The following is an 18,446-nucleotide window of genomic DNA, read 5'->3' as shown; positions in this document are numbered from 1 at the left end:
GCGAATTATGAATGGCGTCAACCTGGCAACCCCGCACCCGCTGCAACCTTATTGGGACCTGACATTGGCCGCCGTGCGCGCCGATGCCCTGCGCATCGCCCTGGAGTGGAAGCTGTTCAACCTGCTGCACCTGCCGGCCTCTGCGCAGTCGATCGCCCGCCAGCTGCGACTGGACCCGGCCAACACCGGTTACTGGCTCGACACTCTGTGGAGCATGGAACTGCTGAACCGCGATGACAGCCAGCCGCCGCAGTACCACAACACCTCGGTGGCCAGCGATTACCTGCGGCCTGAGGCGCCGGACTACTGCGGCGATGCCTGGAGCTTTCGCCTGCGCGGGTTGCGACATTTTGCCGGGCAGCTTGGGGATCAGGTCCGGGCCGGCCGTCCCAGTGGCCAGGCGCCGGACGTGGCGACCACCATCGACAACTGGACCAGCGCCGCCCGCCTGCAGATCGCCCAGGAGCAGCGCGCGGTCACCGTCGACCTGGCGTTGCGCCTGATGGCGCAGATTCCGGAGTTCCCCGGGGCCCGGCGCGTGCTCGACCTGGGCGGTGGCCCGGGGCTGGTGGCGATAGCCCTGGCCCGCGACAACCCGCTGCTGTGTGGCGAGGTGTTCGACTTTGCCCAGACCGTCAGCGTGGCCGCCGACAACATTCGCCTGGCCGGCTTGGAGCAGCGGCTGACGGTGCGTGGCGGCGACCTGGCGAGCGACTCGATCGGCGAGGGCTACGACCTGATCTGGTGTTCCTCGGTGCTGCATTTCGTGCCGGACCTGGCGGCCACCCTGAAAAAAATCCACGCCGCCTTGCGCCCCGGCGGGGTGCTGGTCAGTGCCCATGCCGAGATCCCCGAGGACCCGCAACAGGCGCGTCGGGTCATGCCTTACTACCTGTCGATGCAGATGCTCGGGCGCCAGCTGACCCCCGCCGGCGGTCTGGTTGAAGCCCTGGAACAGGCCGGCTTCGAGGCCATCGACAGTCATGCCGAAGTGGCGTTTGCCGTGGCCCCGGTGGCGGTCCAGGTGGCGCGCCGGAGTCCGTCATGAGCCCGCTGTCGACTGCTCGCGCCTTGCGCCTGCAACTGATGTTCGGCTGGCTCAACTTCGTGCTCGCGGTGCCCAGCATCTACCTGCTGCTGGGGCTGCCGCTGGTGATGCGCGAGCACGGCTGGTCGGGCACCGATATCGGCCTGTTCCAGCTGGCCGGCCTGCCGGCGGTGTTCAAGTTCCTGCTGGCGCTGCCCGTGCAGCGCTATCGCTCGGTGCGCGGCCACTACCGGGCCTGGGCCTGGGTGTTGTGCCTGTTGCTGGCGCTGTTGCTGGTGGTGGTCAGCCAGCAGGCGATCAATACCCATCGCCTGTACCTGTTCGGCCTGGCGTTCGTGGCCGGGGTCCTGGCGACCTGGGCCGATATTCCGGTGAACGCCCTGGCAATCAAGTTGCTGCCCCAGGCGCAGCAGATCCGTGCCGGTGGCATCCGTTCTGCGGCGCTGTTCCTGGGGGCCATCGTCGGCGCCGGGGTGATGCTGCTGGTGCAGAACCGCTGGGGATGGCAGGCGCCGTTCCTGTTGATGGCCGGCGGTCTGCTGCTGGCGCTGCTGCCCCTGGGCCTGCTGCGCGAAAGCGCCAGCGACGCCGATCAGCCGCAGCCGGCGCGGCCCTCGCTGACGGACTGGTCGGGTTACTTCAGCCAGCCGGGGGCCCGGCTCTGGACCTGGGTCCTGCTCAGCAGCTTTCCCTTTGTCGGTGCCGCCTGGCTGTACCTCAAGCCGCTGCTGCTCGACCAGGGCATGCCGGTGCAGCAGGTGGCGTGGGTCGCCGGGATCGGCGGCGGCGTGGTCGGGGCCCTGGCCAGCCTGCTGGGCGGGCGCCTGGTGCGGCGCCTGGGCCCGGGCCGGGCGATCCCCTGGTTCATGGTCTTCGCCCTGGGCGCGTTGCTGGTCCTGACCGCCGCGCTTGGCCTCCAGGCCTCGTTGCCGTGGCTGGTGTTCGCCGCGTTTTTGCTGGCCTGCGCCATGGGCGCAGTGTCGACCCTGGTCTTCGGCTTGATGATGTTTTTCTCGCGTCAGAACCGCCAGGCCGCCGACTACGGCCTGCAGGCCAGCCTGTTTGTGCTGACCCGGCTGCTGGTGCCGATCGGTGCCGGGGTCTTGCTCGACCGCAGCGGCGCGCTGGGCATGCTCGCCGGCCTGTCGCTGGCGATGGTCGGCGTATGCGGCCTGGCACTGGCCGCACGGCATTCGATTACTCAGGCCACGGCCGGGGTGTATGGGCAACCCGACAAGGCAGTCGGCGCCCCACCGGGTTCCGGCTGACGGGGCTTGAGCCACCCCCGTCAGCCACTCGGAACCTGTTGACGATTTAGCGAGTGACGCTCAGGCAAGGCAAAAATGGCTGAGGAAGCGGAGTTTAGGCCGCTAAATGAGCATTTTCGAAGCCATTTTCAACGCCGCATGGGCTAAGCGCAGCAACTCGTGGACAGGTTCTCAAGCGTAAGTTCGACTTAATAGGGATGAGTCCATGAAGGCTACTTTAGGTATCTGTCTGATTACCCAGGCTCAGCCTCTGATCGAAGACGTGGCATTTGTCATCGAGCAGTTGCAGGCCGGCTTGCAGCCACCGGCCAACGCCGCGGATTGGCCGCTGGCCAGTGCCGATTGCGAAGCCATGCACCGTGCCCTCGGGCCCCGTCCCCACAGTGAGGCGGTGCTGGAAACCCTGATGGTCCAGGCCCGGCGCTATCTGCAAGGCAACCCGGCGAACAGCGCGGCCTTGCCCGATCTGTGGCTGCTGACCTTCGACTCGCCACGGGCGGCACAAGAGCACTTGCGCTGCCAGAATCCGCCGCTGTCCAACGAGCTGTTCATTCTCGACCTCGGGCACCAGGCCGAGGCCGGTGCCGAGGACCCCTTCGACGAGCTGATCGAAGCCGCGCCCGAATCGCGCCTGTCACCCCATTCGGCGCTGTTGTATTGCGCCTTGCCGGCGCTGCCGGGGTGGATGAACCGCATTGGCGGCAACCGGCATCTGCGGGTGGCGGGGGAGGACCGTGCAGCGCGCCGCGCCGACCTGCTGCGAATCGTCCTCGATCACCTGGAGCACGCCCACTTCAACCGGCTGCTGGCGCGCTCCATCAGCGGCCCCTTGCTCTCGGTCAGCCTGGCCACTGAGGTCACGCGCTTTATGCGCAGTCGCTGGCAGGAGCGCTGGGACTTTCATTCCTACACCGGCTCCATGGTCGCCGGGCTGATCCAGTCGATGCAGGACAACGTCGCCGGCAGCGGCATCCGTTGCCTGGGCGGGTGCAACGAACACAGCCTGGCCGTGAGTGCCATGGCCGGCTGGCAGCTGTTTGGCCGGGCCTATGTGATCACCGTGACCTCGGGGATGATCGACGAGTTTCGCGGCACCCTGGCCAACCTCAAGCGCCTGGGCGCGCCGGGGCTGATCATCTGCGCCGACAGCCCGGACAGCGTGTGGTACGCGTTCCAGGGCACCCAGGACGTGGACAACGACGGGCGCCGGGTGATCGAGGCGCGGGGCCTGCGCCAGGTGTTTATCCGCAAGGTCGAGGAGATCGGCGCCCGCCTGGAAGAAGCCTTCGCCATGCTCGCCGAGCGGGCCGAGCCGGTGTTTATCCTGGCCACCCAAGGCGTGCTCGAATCGCGGCCCCAGGTGCCGTTGGATGTGCGCCTGCCGGAGCCCGCGGCGCCCCTGGCCCGGGTTCTCGAGCCTGGCCAGCGTGCGGCCCTGGACCAGGCCCTGGACCTGATCAACCATCAGCCGCTGCACCTGCTCTGGCAGTGCGGCAAGCTCAGCGCCGAACAACGCCTGCGCGTGCATGCCCTGGCCGAACGCGGCGCCATCGGCCTGGCCGACAGCATCACCCAGCCCGGCAGCATCGGCCCCTATCACCAGGGCCGGCCGGTGGCCGAGTACCTGGGGCCGCTGTCGCTGTATGGCTTCAGTCGCCGGGTGTATCGCTTCGTGCACACCGAGCACGAACTCAACGGGCCCCAGGAGCACTGCGTGTTTTTCCTCAAGGGCAAGGTCGACCAGGCCTCTACGCCGTTTTCCGAGGGCAAGCTCAAGCGCCAGTTGCGGGTGGTCCAGGTCAACCATGAGCCGCGTCACCTGTCGCCGTTCACCGACCTGGCCCTGGATGTGCCGTTGGATGTGTTCCTCGACCATATCGAGGGCGGCCTGCAGGTCGAGCCACAGATTCTCCAGCTGCGCCGCGACAAGTTGCAGGCCATGGCCCGCAGCAGCGAGAGCGTGGCGGCCGACCACATCGAAACCCTGCCGATGACCTCCAACTACTTCTTCCAGCGCCTGGGGCAACTGGTGCGCGAGCTGATCGAGCAGCAGGGCTATCGCTACACCGGGGTCTACGACGTCGGCCGTTGCGGGATCTCCGCGGTACGCAACGTGCCGCGCACCGACCCCGGGTTCTCCGGCTGGTATGGCCGCGCGCTGATGGGCGACGGGTTGATGGCCTTGCCCTATATCGCCATCACCGGCGAGCGCAATGTGCTGGCCTTTGTCGGTGACGGCGCCCGGGCCCTGGTGCCGGACATCGAGACGCGCCTGGCCGAAGGTCTGTCTCGGGACCCGACGGCCAGCGCACGCAACGTCAGCCTGTTCTACCTCACCAATGGCATGCTCTCGCTGATCCAGACCTACCTCGACAAGCGCTATGCCCACAACGGCGCGCAGCAAGTGACCATCACCCACCGCGCGCTCCAGGCCGCGCCGCTGCAGCAGGTTGGTGCCATCAGCGTGCACCGCGAGCGCCTGGTGCGTTTCGACGAAGCAGCCCTGCGCAGCGCCCTGACGCGCCCCGGCCAATTGAATATTTTCGACGTGTTGCTGGCCCATAACTCGGAAGGCGACGGCTTGAGCCTGGTCTCCGAAACCGCCTGGAACCGTCAATGAGTCAGCACCAAGGACAACCCACCATGAAATTCGGTTTTATCGCTCACCCGACCTCCATTGCCCTGCAACGCCAGGTCAAGATCATTGATCTGCTGGACCGCACCCTGGCCGAGCAGGATCGCGGCTATCAGCCTCACCTGTGGCAGCCGCGCAACCTGGTGCCGTTCGCCGATTTTGGGCGCATCGTCAGTGCCACCGGCGCCACCTGCGAAGGTATCCTGCATTACCTGCCACTGACCGCCGAGCAGATGCTCAGCCAGCCGCGCACCATTGCCGGCCGGGTGCTCGAAGGCGTGCACAGCCTGCAACAGCAGGGCGCGCAACTGGTGGGCCTGGGGGGCTTTACCGCGATTGTCGGCAACCGTGGCTTGCAGACCCTGGACCGCAGCGGCGTGGCGGTGACCACCGGCAACTCCCTGACCGCCTATGCCGCCTACAAGAACGTGCTGGAGGCCATGGCGCGCCTGGAAGTGGCGCCGGACGAGGCTGAGGTGGCGGTGGTCGGTTACCCGGGTTCGATTGCCCTGGTGATCGCCAAGCTCCTGGCCCGCGACGGCTGCCGCCTGCGCCTGGTGCACCGGGGCAGCGCCGAGCAGGGACGTGAAAGCCTGGCCTACCTGCCGGCAGAGATGCACGGCCAGGTGCGCCTGACCTCGGACATCGACAGCTGCTACGACGAGCTGCGTTTCTACGTCGCCGCCACCTCCAGCGGCGGGGTCATCGACCCGTACCGCCTGGCCCCGGGCTCGGTGGTGGTGGACGCCGCGCTGCCCCGCGATGTGCTGCCGTACCGGCACGACCGCAAGGACATCCTGATCATCGACGGTGGCCTGGTGTCGGCCAGTGAAGCCCTGCGTTTCGGCACCGAGACCCTGGGCCTGGCACCCAAGAAGTTCCTCAACGGCTGCCTGGCGGAAACCCTGGTGCTGGCCCTGGAAGGCCGAGCCGAAGCGTTCTCCATTGGCCGCGAACTGCCCGAGGAACGGGTCCTGGAAATCGGCCGCATCGCCGAGCTGCACGGTTTTTCGCCGTCGCCCATGGCCTCCTATGGCGAGCGCCTGCGCGAGGAAGACTTCCAGGCCCTGCGCCGTTTCCATCGCCGCAGCGTGGCGGCCACCCCCATCGATCAGCCGGCGGCCCTGCGCGCCGAAGCCCTGCGTTGCTTTGGCGAGCACATCAACCCGGTGCTGCGCGAGTTCTACCAGTTCAACCATATCGAGCGCGTGTTCACCCATGGCAGCGGTTGCTGGCTGACTGATCTGGACGGCGGACGCTACCTGGATTTCGTCGCTGGCTACGGCTGCCTGAACACCGGGCACAACCACCCCCGGGTCAACCAGGCGTTGCAGGACTACCTGCAACAGCAGCACCCGACCTTCGTCCAGTACGTCTCGGTGCCGCTGCAGACCAGCCTCCTGGCACAGCGCCTGAGCGAACTGGCGCCGGGCAATCTGGAGCGGGTGTTCTTCAGCAACTCCGGCACCGAGGCGATCGAGGCCGCATTGAAATTGGCCATGGCCGCGATGCAACGGCCGCGGGTGCTGTACTGCGACAACGGCTACCACGGCAAGACCCTGGGCGCGCTGTCGGTGACGGGTCGCGACAAGCACCGCGACCCGTTCAAGCCGCTGCTGTCGCGCTGCGATTCGATCCCCTTCGGCGACCTCGATGCACTGGAAGCCGCCTTGGGCCAGGGCGATGTCGGGGCCTTTATCCTGGAGCCGATCCAGGGCGAGGGCGGGGTGATCCTGCCGCCGCCGGGCTACCTGAAGCAGGTGCGTGCGCTGTGCGATGCCCACGATTGCCTGATGATTCTCGACGAGATCCAGACCGGCCTCGGCCGCACCGGCAAGCTGTTCGCCTGTGAGTGGGAACAGGTGGTGCCGGACATCATGGTGCTCTCCAAATCCCTGTCCGGCGGCGCCGTGCCCATTGGCGCCACGCTGTCCAGCGCCCAGCTCTGGGACCGCGCCTACGGCAGCATCGACACCTTTGCCTTGCACACCTCGACCTTCGGCGGCGGCAACTTCGCCTCTGCCTCGGCCCTGGCCACCCTGGATGTGATCGCCGATCAGGACCTGGCCGGCAATGCCGCCCGGGTCGGCGGCCAGCTCAAGGAGGCCCTGCGCGAGGCGGTCAGCGGCTACCCGTTTATCCGCGAGGTGCGCGGCGTGGGGCTGATGATCGCCATCGAGTTCCAATACAGCTTCGACGGTGGGGTCGAGGCCTTTGTCCGCGAGTTCGCCAGCCGGATCCCGGGCAACGCGGCGGGCACCTACCGCATGCTCTCGGGTAAGGCCAAGCGGCATATCGAGGAAGCCATCAGCGAGGTCGAGAAGAACTTCGAGGAGATGTTCGTGCTGCGCTTTGTCAGCAAGCTGTCCCGCGAGCATGGGGTGCTGACCTTCGTCACCGCCAACAACAACCGGGTGATGCGCATCCAGCCGCCGCTGGTGCTCAACGACGCCGAGGCGCGGCATTTTGTCGAAGCCTTCAGTGCCGTGTGCAAGGACATGTCGACCTTTCTCGCCTGATTAATCGCGCAGGCGGCCGGCCCTCGGAAGAGGGCCGGGCACCGGCCGGAAAGTTGCGCCCGATGTTCGATTGAATACGAATTCGTCCCCTTCGAATATGAAAAACGCCGGTGGTTGAATTGCTTAATCCAAGTTGCTAGTTGAGAATCGATTGCATTCATAAACAGGTATTACTTATGAAACTTCCTGCACTTGTAGAACCTACAGCGAACTTAAGTAACGAAGAAATAACCCGTTATAGCCGCCACTTGCTGATCCCTGATGTCGGCCTTGATGGTCAGCGTCGGCTCAAGAGCAGCAAAGTGCTGGTGATTGGTGCCGGCGGCCTGGGTTCGCCGGCGTTGTTGTACCTGGCCGCGGCCGGTATCGGCACCCTGGGCATCATCGATTTCGACCGGGTGGACGAGTCCAACCTGCAACGCCAGGTGATCCACCGGGTGGCCACGGTTGGCCAGCTCAAGGTCGACAGTGCGGCCGCCGCGATCCGCGATCTCAACCCCCATGTCCAGGTCCAGGTCTACGACCAGCGCCTGGAGCCGGAAAGCGCGGTCGAGCTGTTCAGCCAGTACGACCTGATCCTCGACGGCACCGACAACTTCGCCACCCGCTACCTGGTCAACGACGCCTGCGTCCTGGCCAATCGGCCCTATGTCTGGGGCTCGATCTTCCGCTTCGAAGGCCAGGCCTCGGTGTTCTGGGAAAACGCCCCGGGCGGCGTCGGCCTCAACTACCGCGACCTGTACCCCGAGCCGCCACCGCCGGAACTCGCGCCTTCGTGCTCCGAAGGCGGGGTGCTGGGGATTCTCTGCGCCTCCATCGGCGCGATCATGGCCACCGAGGCGATCAAGCTGATCACCGGCATTGGCGAGAGCCTGCTGGGCCGCCTGATGGTCTACGACGCCCTGGAAATGTCCTACCGGCAAATGCCCCTGCGACGCTTGCCCAACCGCCGGCCCATCGAGGCCCTGAGCGACTACCAGGCCTTTTGCGGCCTGACCGCGCCGGTCGGCGTGCAGCCTTCGGACATCCCTTCGATCAGCGCCCGCGAACTGCACCAACTGCGCGAAAGCGGCCAGGATGTGCTGTTGATCGATGTGCGTGAACGCACCGAGTGGGACATCGTGCGGATCCAGGGCGCCCAGCATCTGCCCAAGGGCCCCAAGCTCGCCGAGCTGATCGAGACCCGCTTCGGCAAGCACGCCAACCTGGTGCTGCACTGCAAGTCCGGGGTTCGCTCCAAGGCGGTGTTGCTGGAATTGCAGCAGCGTGGGTTCAGCAACGTACGCAACCTGGACGGCGGGGTGCTGGCCTGGGTGCGTGATGTCGAGCCATCGTTGCCGTCCTACTGAGCCGGGACTGGGGAGCCGAGATGTTGAGTCTTCGTGCCGGTCTGCTGGAGGCCATGCTGGAGCAGGCGCGGCGAGATCACCCCCTGGAAACCTGCGGCATCATCGCCGCGCCGCTGGGGGAGAAAACCGCCGAACGCCTGATCGCCATGGACAACGCCTCGCGGTCGCCGACCTTCTTCAGCTTCGACCCGAGGCAGCAGCTGCGGGTCTGGCGCGAGCTGGATGAGCGCGACGAGGAATGCCGGGTGATCTACCACTCGCACACCGCCAGCGTGGCGTATCCGAGTGCCGACGATGTGCGTTACGCCGGCGACCCGAGCGTGCACTACGTGATTGTTTCAACCCTGCCGGACACTGAAGCGCCGATACGCAGCTTTCGAATAATCGATAACAAAGTGACTGAAGAAAGTATTTATATCGTTCGCTAAATCCACGGCTGGCCAACTTTAACTAACGATCAACTTATTAATAACGGGCTGTATAAAGCTCGGGGAGTTCTGTATGTCGATTTCCGTCAACGTGCCCACTTTGTTGCGCACTTTTACCCACGATAAAAAGCGTGTCGAAGTTCAAGGCACTACTGTTCTGGAAGTTATCGAACACTTGGAACGCGACTATCCAGGGGTCAAGGAACGCCTGATCGGCGATGGCCAGGTGCACCGTTTCGTCAACATCTACGTCAACGACGATGACATCCGTTTTGCCGACAACCTGGCCACCGCGCTCAAGCCGGGCGACGCCATCACCATCCTCCCGGCCGTGGCCGGCGGCTGAGGTACGCCGAACCCTCCGGGCCTGCGCGGCGTACCTCACCCGAGGCCATCGCGCAGTGGCATGCAATCACTCTGGCGTCTGTCTTATGTCTCCTCTCTTACAGGGCTGTACCCTCAGCGGCGGCTTTGCTCCATCGGCCACCGGGTTCGCCCCGCTGGCAGCGTCACTGCGCTATCAAGCGACGGCGCTGGGCCTTGCGCCACGCATCATCCATGCCGATCCGGCGCAGCAGGGGTTGGGTTTCACCTTGCGCCATCCTGACCTGCAACCGGTGCAGGCCCTGGTTCACGCCTGGCCTGATGGCCGCTCCCAGGCGTTCAGTGAACATACGCTGCAGGCCGCCTGCGGCTTGATGTCAGTGCACGGTCGGGCCAGTGGCAAGGCCCAGGGGCTGGGGCTGGACTATGTGGCCAACCTCAGCGCCAGCCTGGCCTTGCAAGGTGCCTTCGCCGCCGCCCTGGGCCAGTTGCGCGGTGGTGAGTGGCGTGAGGTGCACAGCTCGATGGCGGCGGCCGGGGTGCTGGGCATCGGCCAATACCTGGCGGGTGCCACGGCCGGCGCCGAGGCCGAGCACCTGCTGCCGGGCGCCACCTGCGCCAAGAATCGCCCGCCCTTTGTCTCGGCCGACGGCCTGCACTTCGAACTGGAAACCCTCGACGCTGAACCCTGGCGCCGCTTCTGGTCCGCCGTGGGCATCGACGGCGAGCTGGCGGGGCAGGGCTGGAAGGCTTTTCTGCTGCGCTATGCCAAGGCCATCGCGCCTATGCCGCCGGCGTTTCGCCAGGCGCTGTCGCGCTTGTCGATGGCCCGCATCGAGGCCTTGTGCGCCTTGAGCGGCATGGCCGTATGCCCGTTGCGCAGCCTGCAACAGCGCGCCACCGATACCGATCTGTCACGCCAGCGCAGCCAGGGCCCCTGGGCCTTCAGCGCCGGCCTTGGCAGTGACGCCGGCTGGCCGGCCCTGGCCCAGGGCGGCTTGCCCTTGAGCGGGCTGACGGTGATCGAATCCTGCCGTCGGATTCAAGGCCCGCTGGCCGGCCATTTGCTGGCCATGCTCGGGGCCGAGGTGGTGCGCATCGAACTGCCTGGCGGCGACCCGCTGCGCTCCATGGCGCCCTGTGTCGATGGGGTATCGGTGCGCTTTGATGCGCTCAACCGCCTCAAGCAGGTGCGCGAGCTGGACATCAAGTCGGCGGTCGGCCGTGAAGAGTTGTATGAGCGGGTCCGCAACGCCGCGGTGTTCCTGCACAACTGGGCACCGGGCAAGGCCGCCGAACTGGGCCTGGACCGCGCCGACCTGGCGCGGATCAACCCGGGCCTGGTGTACGCCTATGCCGGTGGCTGGGGCCATGACCGTCCGGGCGAACCCTTGCCGGGCACCGACTTCATGGTCCAGGCCTGGTCGGGGGTAGGTGAGTGCATCGGCCAGGCCTCGGCCACCCCGGGCGGTTCGCTGTTCACCGTACTCGACGTGCTGGGTGGCGTGGTCGCGGCCCAGGGCGTCACCGCCGCCTTGCTCCAGCGTGCCCTCAGTGGCCAGGCGGTGCGCGTCGACAGCTCGCTGCTGGGCGCCGCCAACCTGTTGTGCGAACCGCTGTTGCAGGCCGAACCGGCGCCGGACTCAGTGCTCAAGGGCCTGTACCCGACCCTGGACGGGCTGCTGGCCATCGACTGCCAGACCCCGGAGCAGCTCCAGCGCCTGGCACGAATGCTCGACTGCGACCTCAGCGCCGGCCCGCCAGGGCAGGACGCAGCGTTGCGCAGTGCCCTGGCGTCGCAATCCGCTGCTACCTGGCAACAGGTGCTGGGCGACGCCGACATCCCGACCTCCGTGGTCGTACAAGACCTGTCGCAGCTGGCTGAAGACGGGCGATTGAAGACGTGTTTAAGCGTGAATTCCTATACCTCGGTCAACGCTCACTGGAGTTTTCGATGAATAACGCAGGCATTATTGATCTGGTCCCCGCCGATGTACGCCGTGTCTGGGAATCCGACGGCACCTACCCCAATCGTTCGGTGTATCAACTGTTCCGCGAGCACGCCCTGCGCGAGCCGCACAAACCCGCAGTGCTCTGCGCCGAAGGCACCCTCAGCTATGGCGAGCTGCATGACGCGGCGCTGCGCATGGCCGCCAGCCTGCGCGCCTCAGGCATCGTCGCCGGTGATGTGGTGGCCTACCAACTGACCAACAGCTGGCGCAGCTGCGCCATCGACCTCGCCGCCGCTGCCCTGGGGGCGGTGGTCGCGCCATTCCCGCCGGGCCGTGGCAGCCTGGATATCCAGGCCCTGGTGCGCCGCTGCGATGCGCGGGCGGTGATCGTCCCCGCCGAGTACGCCGGGATCGACCTGTGCCAAGTGATCGAAGCGCTGCGCCCGACCCTGTTGTCGCTGCGGGTGCTGATTGTCGAGGGCGAGGCCCGTGCCGGCTGGCTGAGCCTGGAGTCGATGCTCAAGGCCAAGCCCCTGAGCGAGGCGCAATTGCCCACGGTCTGTGCCAATTCCCCGGTGCGCCTGCTGGTGTCGTCCGGCACCGAGTCGGAACCCAAGCTCGTGGCTTATTCGCACAACGCGCTGGTGGGCGGTCGCGGCCGTTTCCTGCAACGCATCCACCCCGAGGGTGCGACTTTCCGTGGCCTGTACCTGGTGCCGCTGGGATCGTCGTTCGGCTCCACCGCGACCTTTGGCAGCCTGTCCTGGCTCGGCGGTTCGATTGCGCTGCTGTCGCAGTTCGATGTCGGCGCGGCCATCGAGGCCATCGAGCAGTTGCGGCCGACCCATATCCTCGGGGTGCCGACCATGCTCCAGCGCATCGCCGCCGATGCGCGCCTGGCCGAGGTCGACAAGTCGAGCCTGCTGGGCCTGATCTGCGGCGGGTCGCTGATCGACGAGGTCACCGTGCGCCGTTGTGTAGAGGCCTTCGGCTGCGGCTTTATCAGCCTCTACGGCTCGGCGGACGGGGTGAACTGCCATAACACCCTGGACGACGCCCTGGACGTGGTGTTCTACAGCGTCGGCCGGCCGAACCCGGCGGTCTGCGCGATCAAGATCTTCGACGAACACGGCCAGGAACTGCCCCAGGGCAGCATTGGCGAAATCAAGGCCCGGGGGCCGCTGAGCCCGATGCAGTACGTCAACGCCCCGGAACTCGACGCCCAATACCGGGACGCCGAAGGCTGGGTCAACACCGGCGACCTGGGCTACATCGACGCCGATGGCTACCTGATTCTGTCCGGGCGCAAGAAGGACATCATCATCCGTGGCGGGGCCAATATCAGCCCGGTGCAGATCGAAACCCTGGCCACCGGCCACCCGGATGTGGTCAGCGTGGCCTGCGTCCCGGTGCCCGATCCGGACCTGGGCCAGCGCGTGTGCATCTGCGTGACCCTGCGCGACGGTGCGCCGCGTTTCTCCCTGACGGAGCTGACCGACTACCTGCGCGAGCAGGGGCTGGAGGTCAACAAACTGCCGGAATACCTGCGCTTCTACCGTCAACTGCCGCTGACCCCGGCGGGCAAGATCGACAAGAAATCCCTGGCCGCCGAAGTGGCGTTTCTCGAAAGCGGGGCGGGCATCGCATGTTGAGTGCACTGGCGGTCGCCGCCCCCCAGGACAGCGCCGAACTGGCGCGGCAGGTCCGGCAGTTTGTCGATGAGCGGATCCTGCCCCATGAAGCCGAACTGGCCGGTGAGCCGCGCCAGGCGGCGCGGCGCATGGCCGAGCTGAGCGCCGCGGCCCGGGCCGCCGGGTTGTGGGGCAGCTTCTACCCCCAGGCCCTGGGCGGACGGGTCAGCAGCCTGCGCAGCTACCTGGCGGTGGCCGAGCAGGAAGGGCGCTCGGAATACGCTCCGGCGATCTTCGGCGACGACGCGACCCTGGACCTGCACATGCTCACCCGGCATGCCAGCGAAGACATCCGCCGGCGCTTTCTCGCGCCTCTGGCGGCGGGGTCGATGGTGTCCAGCTACGGCATGTCCGAGCCCGACAGCATTGGTTCGATCCCGGCGACCATGAGCAGCCGCGCGCAGTGGGTCGACGGTCATTGGCTGCTGAGTGGACGCAAGTGGTTTATCTGCCGCGCAGAGCGTGCATCGCTGGTCACGGTGATCGCGCGCACTGCCGAGGGGCCGCTGGAAGGGGCATTGTCGATGTTGCTGGTGCCCAGCGATGCCCCGGGGTTTGGCGTGGTGCGGCCGCTGTCGATCCTCGGGCGGTTTTGCGGCCAGGGCGAGTTGCTCTTCGATCAGGTCAAGCTGCCCCCCAGCCATGTGCTGGGGCAGGCGGGGCAGGGCCTGGCGCTGATGCAGGAGCGCTTGCGCCTGGGGCGGGTGCTGCGCTCAGTGCACTGGCTGGGCCTGGCCCAGCGCTGCTTCGACCTGATGTGCGCGCGCATCCATTCGCCGCGCGGCGAGCAGGCGCGGCTGGGGGACAAGCAACTGGCGCGGCAGCGGGTGTTCCAGGTCTACCAGGCCATCGCCAGCGCCCGTGCGCTGTTGCAGGACGCCGCCGATAAATACGATGCCGGGGTGGCCAACAGCGTCGAAGTCAATATCGCCAAGGTCGCGGCTTCCCAGGCCCTGAGCATGGCGGCCGACTCGGCGATCCAGATCATGGGTGCCGAGGGCCTGAGTGAGCTGTCGCCGCTGTCGGGCATTTACCGCACCGCGCGCACCACCCATATCCTCGACGGCACCGACGACGCCCTGATCAGCGCCGTGGGCCGGCAACTGCTGGACAACTGCGGCGAGGCGGGGCTGGATTTCGACTGGCCATCACGGCCGGTGGGAGTACCACGATGAGCGAGGGCAATACGGCGTGCGGCGGTGGGTTGCGGCTGGTACTGACCGCCGCCATGGCCCTGCCGATGCTGATCTTCTACGCCGTCGGCACCCTGGGCCCGTTGCTGGTATCCGACCTCGGCGTGCCGACCCACTGGCTCGGCTGGCTGATCATGAGTGCCTTTGGTTTTGCCGCGCTGCTGTCGCTGTGGGCCGGGCCGTTGGTCAATCGTCTGGGTACCCGGCGTGCCCTGGCCTGGCTGTTCTGGGCCACGGCCGGTGCCTATGCGTTGCTGGCGAGCCTGCCGGGGTTTGCCGGGGTGGTCCTGGCGCTGGCGGTCTGCGGCATTGCCCAGGCCCTGGCCAACCCGGCGACCAACCTGTTGATCGCCGAGCGCGTCGCCCCCCGGGACAAGGCCTCGGTGGTCGGCCTGAAGCAATCAGGGGTCCAGGTTTCGGCGCTGTTCGCCGGCCTGCTGCTACCGGGCCTGGCCTTGGGCCTGGGCTGGCGCGGGGCCCTGGCCACCTTGCTGGTGCCGGCCTTGCTCCTGGCGGTCCTGGGACCGCGCGTGGCCCCGCGTACGCACCAGGCCAAGCCCATGAGCCTGGCCCTGCACCGGCCCAATGGACGTCTGGCGCTGCTGATGAGCGTGCAGCTGTGCGTGGGCATCGTGCTGTCGTCGTTCGTGACCTTTCTCGGGGTGTTCGCCACCCGCCAGGGCATGAGCCCGGGCCTGATCGGCGGCTTGATCGCCGGCTTCGGGGTGATGGGCATCGTCGCCCGCACCTGCCTGACCCCGCTGGGCGCGCGCATGGCCGATGAGTCCTGGTTATTGCTCGCGCTGTTGCTGCTGTCGGGGGTGGCGTTGTGGCTGACCTCCCTGGCCACCCCGGAGCGCCACTGGTTGCTGTGGGCCGGCGCCCTGGGCATGGGCCTGACGGCGGTGGCGACCAATGCCATCGCCATGAGCATGGTGTTGCGCGACCCGGGTTTCGGCAGCCCGGCACCGGCGGCAGGCATGCTCTCGGTGGGCTTCTTTGGCGGTTTCGCCCTGGGCCCGGTGTTGTTCGGGCAACTGTTGCGCGGGTCTCTGGGCTTCGCCGATGCCTGGCTGGCGCTGATTGGGGTGCTGCTGCTCGGCGGCGTACTGAGCCTGCTGCTGTACCGCGCCCGGCAACGCCATCGGCGTGCACCGGTAGTGGCGGCCAAGCCGCTGCTGAGGGCTGTCGAATGAACGCCTTGAGCCGCACCCAGGCGCCGCTGCAATCGGCGGAAGTGCAGCGCGCCATCGACCAGTTGCTGGCGCGCCTGGAGCTGATCGACGCCGCCTGTGGCGAGGGCTTCCCGTTGTATTGCCGGGGCCTCGACCAGCCCTGGAAAGTCTCCGCCGGCGGTTCCTGGCTGGGCGGTTTCTGGGCCGGCCTGTGGTGGCTGCGCGCCTATTGCCGCGCCGCGGACCAGGACCGGCAACAGGCCGAGCAGATCAGCCAGCGCCTGGCCGACAAGCTCGACAGCGACACCCATCACCGCAGCCTGATCTTCTGGTACGGCGCCGGACTTGGCGCGCGCCTGCTGGGCAGCGAGCCCGCTGCCGAGCTGGCACGCCAGGCCAGCCAGCGTTTGGCCCAGGCCTTCAATCCGTTGCTGGCGGCCATTCCCCTGGGGCGCGACATGGGCGGTGGCGAACAGGGCGATCAGAGTCTGAGTATCGACCCGTTGGCCGCGACCCTGCACCTGTTTGCCATGGACGCCGAGCCACGCTCCCTGGGCCTGGGGCGCCAGCAACTGCACAGTTCGTTTCGGGCCTGTGCCGGGCCGGACGGTGCCTGGAGCAGCCATGGGCGCTTCGTCCAGGGGCAGTGGCAGGCTGGTGATGCGCCCGGCAATTGGTCCCGGGGCCAGGCCTGGGCCATGCTCGGCCTGGGGGTGGGGGCCGAGCTTTACGGCGCGCCATTCACTGCCGATGCCCAGCGCGCGGCCGGGTACTGGTTGCGCAGCCGGGCGTTGGCCGGGCCGGTCAATCGGTTGTATGAACCCCAGGGTGCGGATGATCCCTGCGCGGCGGCCATGGCCTCCCTGTCCCTGCTCGGGCTGGCGGCCACGGCGGCCGATGGCGAGGCCATGCGCCTGCAAGCCGAGGCGCAACTGGCGGCGATCATTCGTGGGGGCGACTTTCAGCAGGGCTGCTTTGTCGGTCACTGCTACCGCACGGCACCGGCCGTGGAGCAGAAGGTCGAAACCGCCTGTGGCAGTTTTTTCCTGCTGGCGGCGCTGCTGGCCTGGTCCGGGAAAATCGACCCCAGGTGGATCTGACATAGCGCTTCACCTGCGTGAAGCGCTGGGTCCGGCGGGTTTACAGGCGGAACACATTCACCTGCTGTTCGAGGTTCTGTGCCAACTGCTGCAGCGAGCGCGCGGTCGCGGTGGTTTCCTCCACGGCCTGGCTGTTCTGTTGGGACATCTGGGCGATGCGCTCGACGTTGCGCGCCACGTCCTGGCTGGCGGCGGTCTGTTCGCGCAGGGCCAGGGAGATCTGGTCCACCACCCGCACCACGCTGCCTGAAGACTGGCGGATATTGACGATGGCTTCCCCGGCCTGCTGCGCCAGTTCGACCCCGGTCTTCACCTGCTCCACCCCCACGTCCATCTGAGTGACGGCATCCCGGGTGCCGACCTGGATTTTCTTGATCATCTCGGTGATTTCCTGGGTCGAGTTGGCGGTGCGTTGCGCCAGCAGCCGCACTTCGTCGGCCACCACGGCGAACCCGCGGCCCTGTTCGCCGGCGCGGGCGGCCTCGATGGCGGCGTTGAGGGCCAGCAGGTTGGTCTGCTCGGCGATGCCCTTGATCACGCTGACAATGCTGGAAATCTGCTCGGAGTGCTGGTCCAGTTCAGCGATCTGGGTTGCCGAGGACTGCACCGTGTCGGCAATCAGACGCATGCTGGCCAGGGTGTCCTGGATCACGCTGCCGCCTTCCTCGGACTGGCGCCCCGAGTCGCTGGACATGGCGTGGGCTTCGCCGGCGTTGTCGGCCACGTGGTTGATGCTGACCGTCAGTTCTTCCACCGTGGCCGCCATGGACGAGGCCGAGTGGGATTGTTCATGGGCCGACGCCGAGAGCTGGGTCGAGGCGCTGGAGATACTCTGGGACGCGACCACCAGCTGATCGGCGCCTTGCTTGATGCCGGTGATCATGCTCCGCAGGCGTTCCTGCATCACGGCGAAGGCGCTGAGCAGGTTGCTGACTTCATCCTTGCCGCTGCTGGCGATGCTGCTGTCCAGGCGCCCGTCGGCAATCGCCTTGGCCACGTCCACCGCCTGGCGGATGCGCCCCACCAGGTTCGACGACAGCGACCAGGCCACCAGCAGCGCCAGGACTGCCGCGGCCAGGCCGCCGCCGATCAGGATCACCAGAGCCGAGCGCTTGGCCTCGACCATGGCGGTGGAGCGGCTCTCCAGCAGTGCTCGTTCGTCGTCGCGCAGTTCACTGATCAGCTGGCGCATGCCATCCATCTTGGCCTTGTCGCGGCCGGCGGCGATCTGCTCGAGCAGCGCCGACAGCGGCTGGGTGCCGGCGGTCACCGCACGCCGCAGGTTGAGGTGGCTCTGGATATCGTCCTGCATCCACTGATCGTGCAGGACCTTGATGCGCTCCAGGCGCGACTGCTGCGCCGGGTTGTCGGCGGTGCTGCTCTTGATGCGGGCGTAATACTCGGCGAAGGCTTTTTCACCGTCCTGCAAGGGTTGCAGGAAACTCTCCTGGCCGCTCAGGGCAAAACCGCGCACGCCGGTTTCGATATTGATCAGGCTGCGTAGCAGGGACCCGGATTCGTTCATCACTTCGTAGCTGTGGATGTTGCTTTTGACGCTGCTGCTGACCTGATCGAAGCCGCGCAACGCCGAGAGCACCAGGACCAGGATAATCAGCAGGACCAGGCCGAAACCTGCATACAGCTTTTGCGAAATGCTCAGATTGGAAAACATGGGAGGTGGTTCCTGAACCGTTGGCCGAAGAAGTCACGGGCGCCTGCCACAGCGGACGCCGAGTGATGGCTTATTGATATTTAAATGACATC

At 66.8% G+C, this 18,446-nt stretch carries 13 protein-coding genes; 12 read left to right on the top strand and 1 reads right to left on the bottom strand.

Features of this window, described 5'->3' with window-relative positions:
- Positions 1-7: 7 nt before the first annotated feature.
- The 12 genes from MF4836_RS25740 to MF4836_RS25685 all read left to right on the top strand — a co-directional run bounded on the left by MF4836_RS25740 (position 8) and on the right by MF4836_RS25685 (position 16,682).
- A complete protein-coding gene (locus tag MF4836_RS25740) occupies positions 8-1,048 on the top strand; it encodes a methyltransferase (RefSeq protein WP_078472664.1) in 1,041 nt (346 codons plus the stop codon).
- Positions 1,045-2,316, top strand: coding sequence for an MFS transporter (locus tag MF4836_RS25735; protein WP_078472663.1), 1,272 nt, complete (start codon positions 1,045-1,047; stop codon positions 2,314-2,316). The genes MF4836_RS25740 and MF4836_RS25735 overlap by 4 nt, the downstream gene beginning before the upstream one ends.
- 205 nt (positions 2,317-2,521) lie before the next feature.
- Positions 2,522-4,936, top strand: a complete 2,415-nt coding sequence (locus MF4836_RS25730) for a decarboxylase (protein WP_078472662.1) — start codon at positions 2,522-2,524, stop codon at positions 4,934-4,936.
- A gap of 23 nt (positions 4,937-4,959) precedes the next feature.
- Positions 4,960-7,470 carry an aminotransferase class III-fold pyridoxal phosphate-dependent enzyme gene (locus tag MF4836_RS25725; protein WP_078472661.1) on the top strand — a complete coding sequence of 837 codons (2,511 nt, stop codon included), beginning with the start codon at positions 4,960-4,962 and terminating at the stop codon, positions 7,468-7,470.
- 176 nt (positions 7,471-7,646) lie between these two features.
- Positions 7,647-8,819, top strand: coding sequence for a molybdopterin-synthase adenylyltransferase MoeB (gene moeB / locus MF4836_RS25720; protein ID WP_078472660.1), 1,173 nt, complete (start codon positions 7,647-7,649; stop codon positions 8,817-8,819).
- Between the two features lie 20 nt (positions 8,820-8,839).
- The gene (locus MF4836_RS25715; protein WP_078472659.1) at positions 8,840-9,247 is read left to right on the top strand and encodes a Mov34/MPN/PAD-1 family protein; all 408 of its coding nucleotides are present in this window, start codon (positions 8,840-8,842) and stop codon (positions 9,245-9,247) included.
- Positions 9,248-9,320: 73 nt separating this feature from the next.
- Complete coding sequence (locus tag MF4836_RS25710; protein ID WP_078472658.1) at positions 9,321-9,593, top strand: MoaD family protein; 273 nt, start codon at positions 9,321-9,323, stop codon at positions 9,591-9,593.
- An 85-nt stretch (positions 9,594-9,678) separates the two neighbouring features.
- Entirely contained in the window at positions 9,679-11,529 is a 1,851-nt protein-coding gene (locus MF4836_RS25705) for a CoA transferase (RefSeq protein ID WP_078472657.1), read from the top strand.
- Positions 11,526-13,175 carry a class I adenylate-forming enzyme family protein gene (locus tag MF4836_RS25700; RefSeq protein WP_078472656.1) on the top strand — a complete coding sequence of 550 codons (1,650 nt, stop codon included), beginning with the start codon at positions 11,526-11,528 and terminating at the stop codon, positions 13,173-13,175. Before MF4836_RS25705 ends, MF4836_RS25700 begins: the two co-directional genes overlap by 4 nt.
- Complete coding sequence (locus tag MF4836_RS25695; RefSeq protein ID WP_078472655.1) at positions 13,169-14,389, top strand: acyl-CoA dehydrogenase family protein; 1,221 nt, start codon at positions 13,169-13,171, stop codon at positions 14,387-14,389. The genes MF4836_RS25700 and MF4836_RS25695 overlap by 7 nt, the downstream gene beginning before the upstream one ends.
- Complete coding sequence (locus MF4836_RS25690; protein ID WP_078472654.1) at positions 14,386-15,603, top strand: MFS transporter; 1,218 nt, start codon at positions 14,386-14,388, stop codon at positions 15,601-15,603. The genes MF4836_RS25695 and MF4836_RS25690 overlap by 4 nt, the downstream gene beginning before the upstream one ends.
- A complete protein-coding gene (locus MF4836_RS25685; protein WP_078472653.1) occupies positions 15,600-16,682 on the top strand; it encodes a glucuronyl hydrolase in 1,083 nt (360 codons plus the stop codon). The genes MF4836_RS25690 and MF4836_RS25685 overlap by 4 nt, the downstream gene beginning before the upstream one ends.
- A 40-nt stretch (positions 16,683-16,722) precedes the next feature.
- Here the strand turns inward: MF4836_RS25685 and MF4836_RS25680 are convergent, their stop codons facing one another.
- Positions 16,723-18,354, bottom strand: coding sequence for a methyl-accepting chemotaxis protein (locus MF4836_RS25680; RefSeq protein ID WP_078472652.1), 1,632 nt, complete (start codon positions 18,352-18,354; stop codon positions 16,723-16,725).
- Between the last annotated feature and the right edge of the window lie 92 nt (positions 18,355-18,446).

Origin of the sequence: Pseudomonas sp. MF4836 (assembly GCF_002018875.1) — a bacterium.
Taxonomy (GTDB): domain Bacteria; phylum Pseudomonadota; class Gammaproteobacteria; order Pseudomonadales; family Pseudomonadaceae; genus Aquipseudomonas.
Note: the sequence above shows the minus strand (reverse complement) of the source record. Positions and strands in the feature narration are given on the sequence as shown.

Bases quoted from the DNA above. Each gene is read 5' to 3' on its own strand.
- MF4836_RS25740 (WP_078472664.1), top strand. From the start codon at position 8: ATGAATGGCGTCAACCTGGCAACCCCGCACCCGCTGCAACCTTATTGG.
- MF4836_RS25735 (WP_078472663.1), top strand. From the start codon at position 1,045: ATGAGCCCGCTGTCGACTGCTCGCGCCTTGCGCCTGCAACTGATGTTC.
- MF4836_RS25730 (WP_078472662.1), top strand. From the start codon at position 2,522: ATGAAGGCTACTTTAGGTATCTGTCTGATTACCCAGGCTCAGCCTCTG.
- MF4836_RS25725 (WP_078472661.1), top strand. From the start codon at position 4,960: ATGAAATTCGGTTTTATCGCTCACCCGACCTCCATTGCCCTGCAACGC.
- moeB (WP_078472660.1), top strand. From the start codon at position 7,647: ATGAAACTTCCTGCACTTGTAGAACCTACAGCGAACTTAAGTAACGAA.
- MF4836_RS25715 (WP_078472659.1), top strand. From the start codon at position 8,840: ATGTTGAGTCTTCGTGCCGGTCTGCTGGAGGCCATGCTGGAGCAGGCG.
- MF4836_RS25710 (WP_078472658.1), top strand. From the start codon at position 9,321: ATGTCGATTTCCGTCAACGTGCCCACTTTGTTGCGCACTTTTACCCAC.
- MF4836_RS25705 (WP_078472657.1), top strand. From the start codon at position 9,679: ATGTCTCCTCTCTTACAGGGCTGTACCCTCAGCGGCGGCTTTGCTCCA.
- MF4836_RS25700 (WP_078472656.1), top strand. From the start codon at position 11,526: ATGAATAACGCAGGCATTATTGATCTGGTCCCCGCCGATGTACGCCGT.
- MF4836_RS25695 (WP_078472655.1), top strand. From the start codon at position 13,169: ATGTTGAGTGCACTGGCGGTCGCCGCCCCCCAGGACAGCGCCGAACTG.
- MF4836_RS25690 (WP_078472654.1), top strand. From the start codon at position 14,386: ATGAGCGAGGGCAATACGGCGTGCGGCGGTGGGTTGCGGCTGGTACTG.
- MF4836_RS25685 (WP_078472653.1), top strand. From the start codon at position 15,600: ATGAACGCCTTGAGCCGCACCCAGGCGCCGCTGCAATCGGCGGAAGTG.
- MF4836_RS25680 (WP_078472652.1), bottom strand. From the start codon at position 18,354: ATGTTTTCCAATCTGAGCATTTCGCAAAAGCTGTATGCAGGTTTCGGC.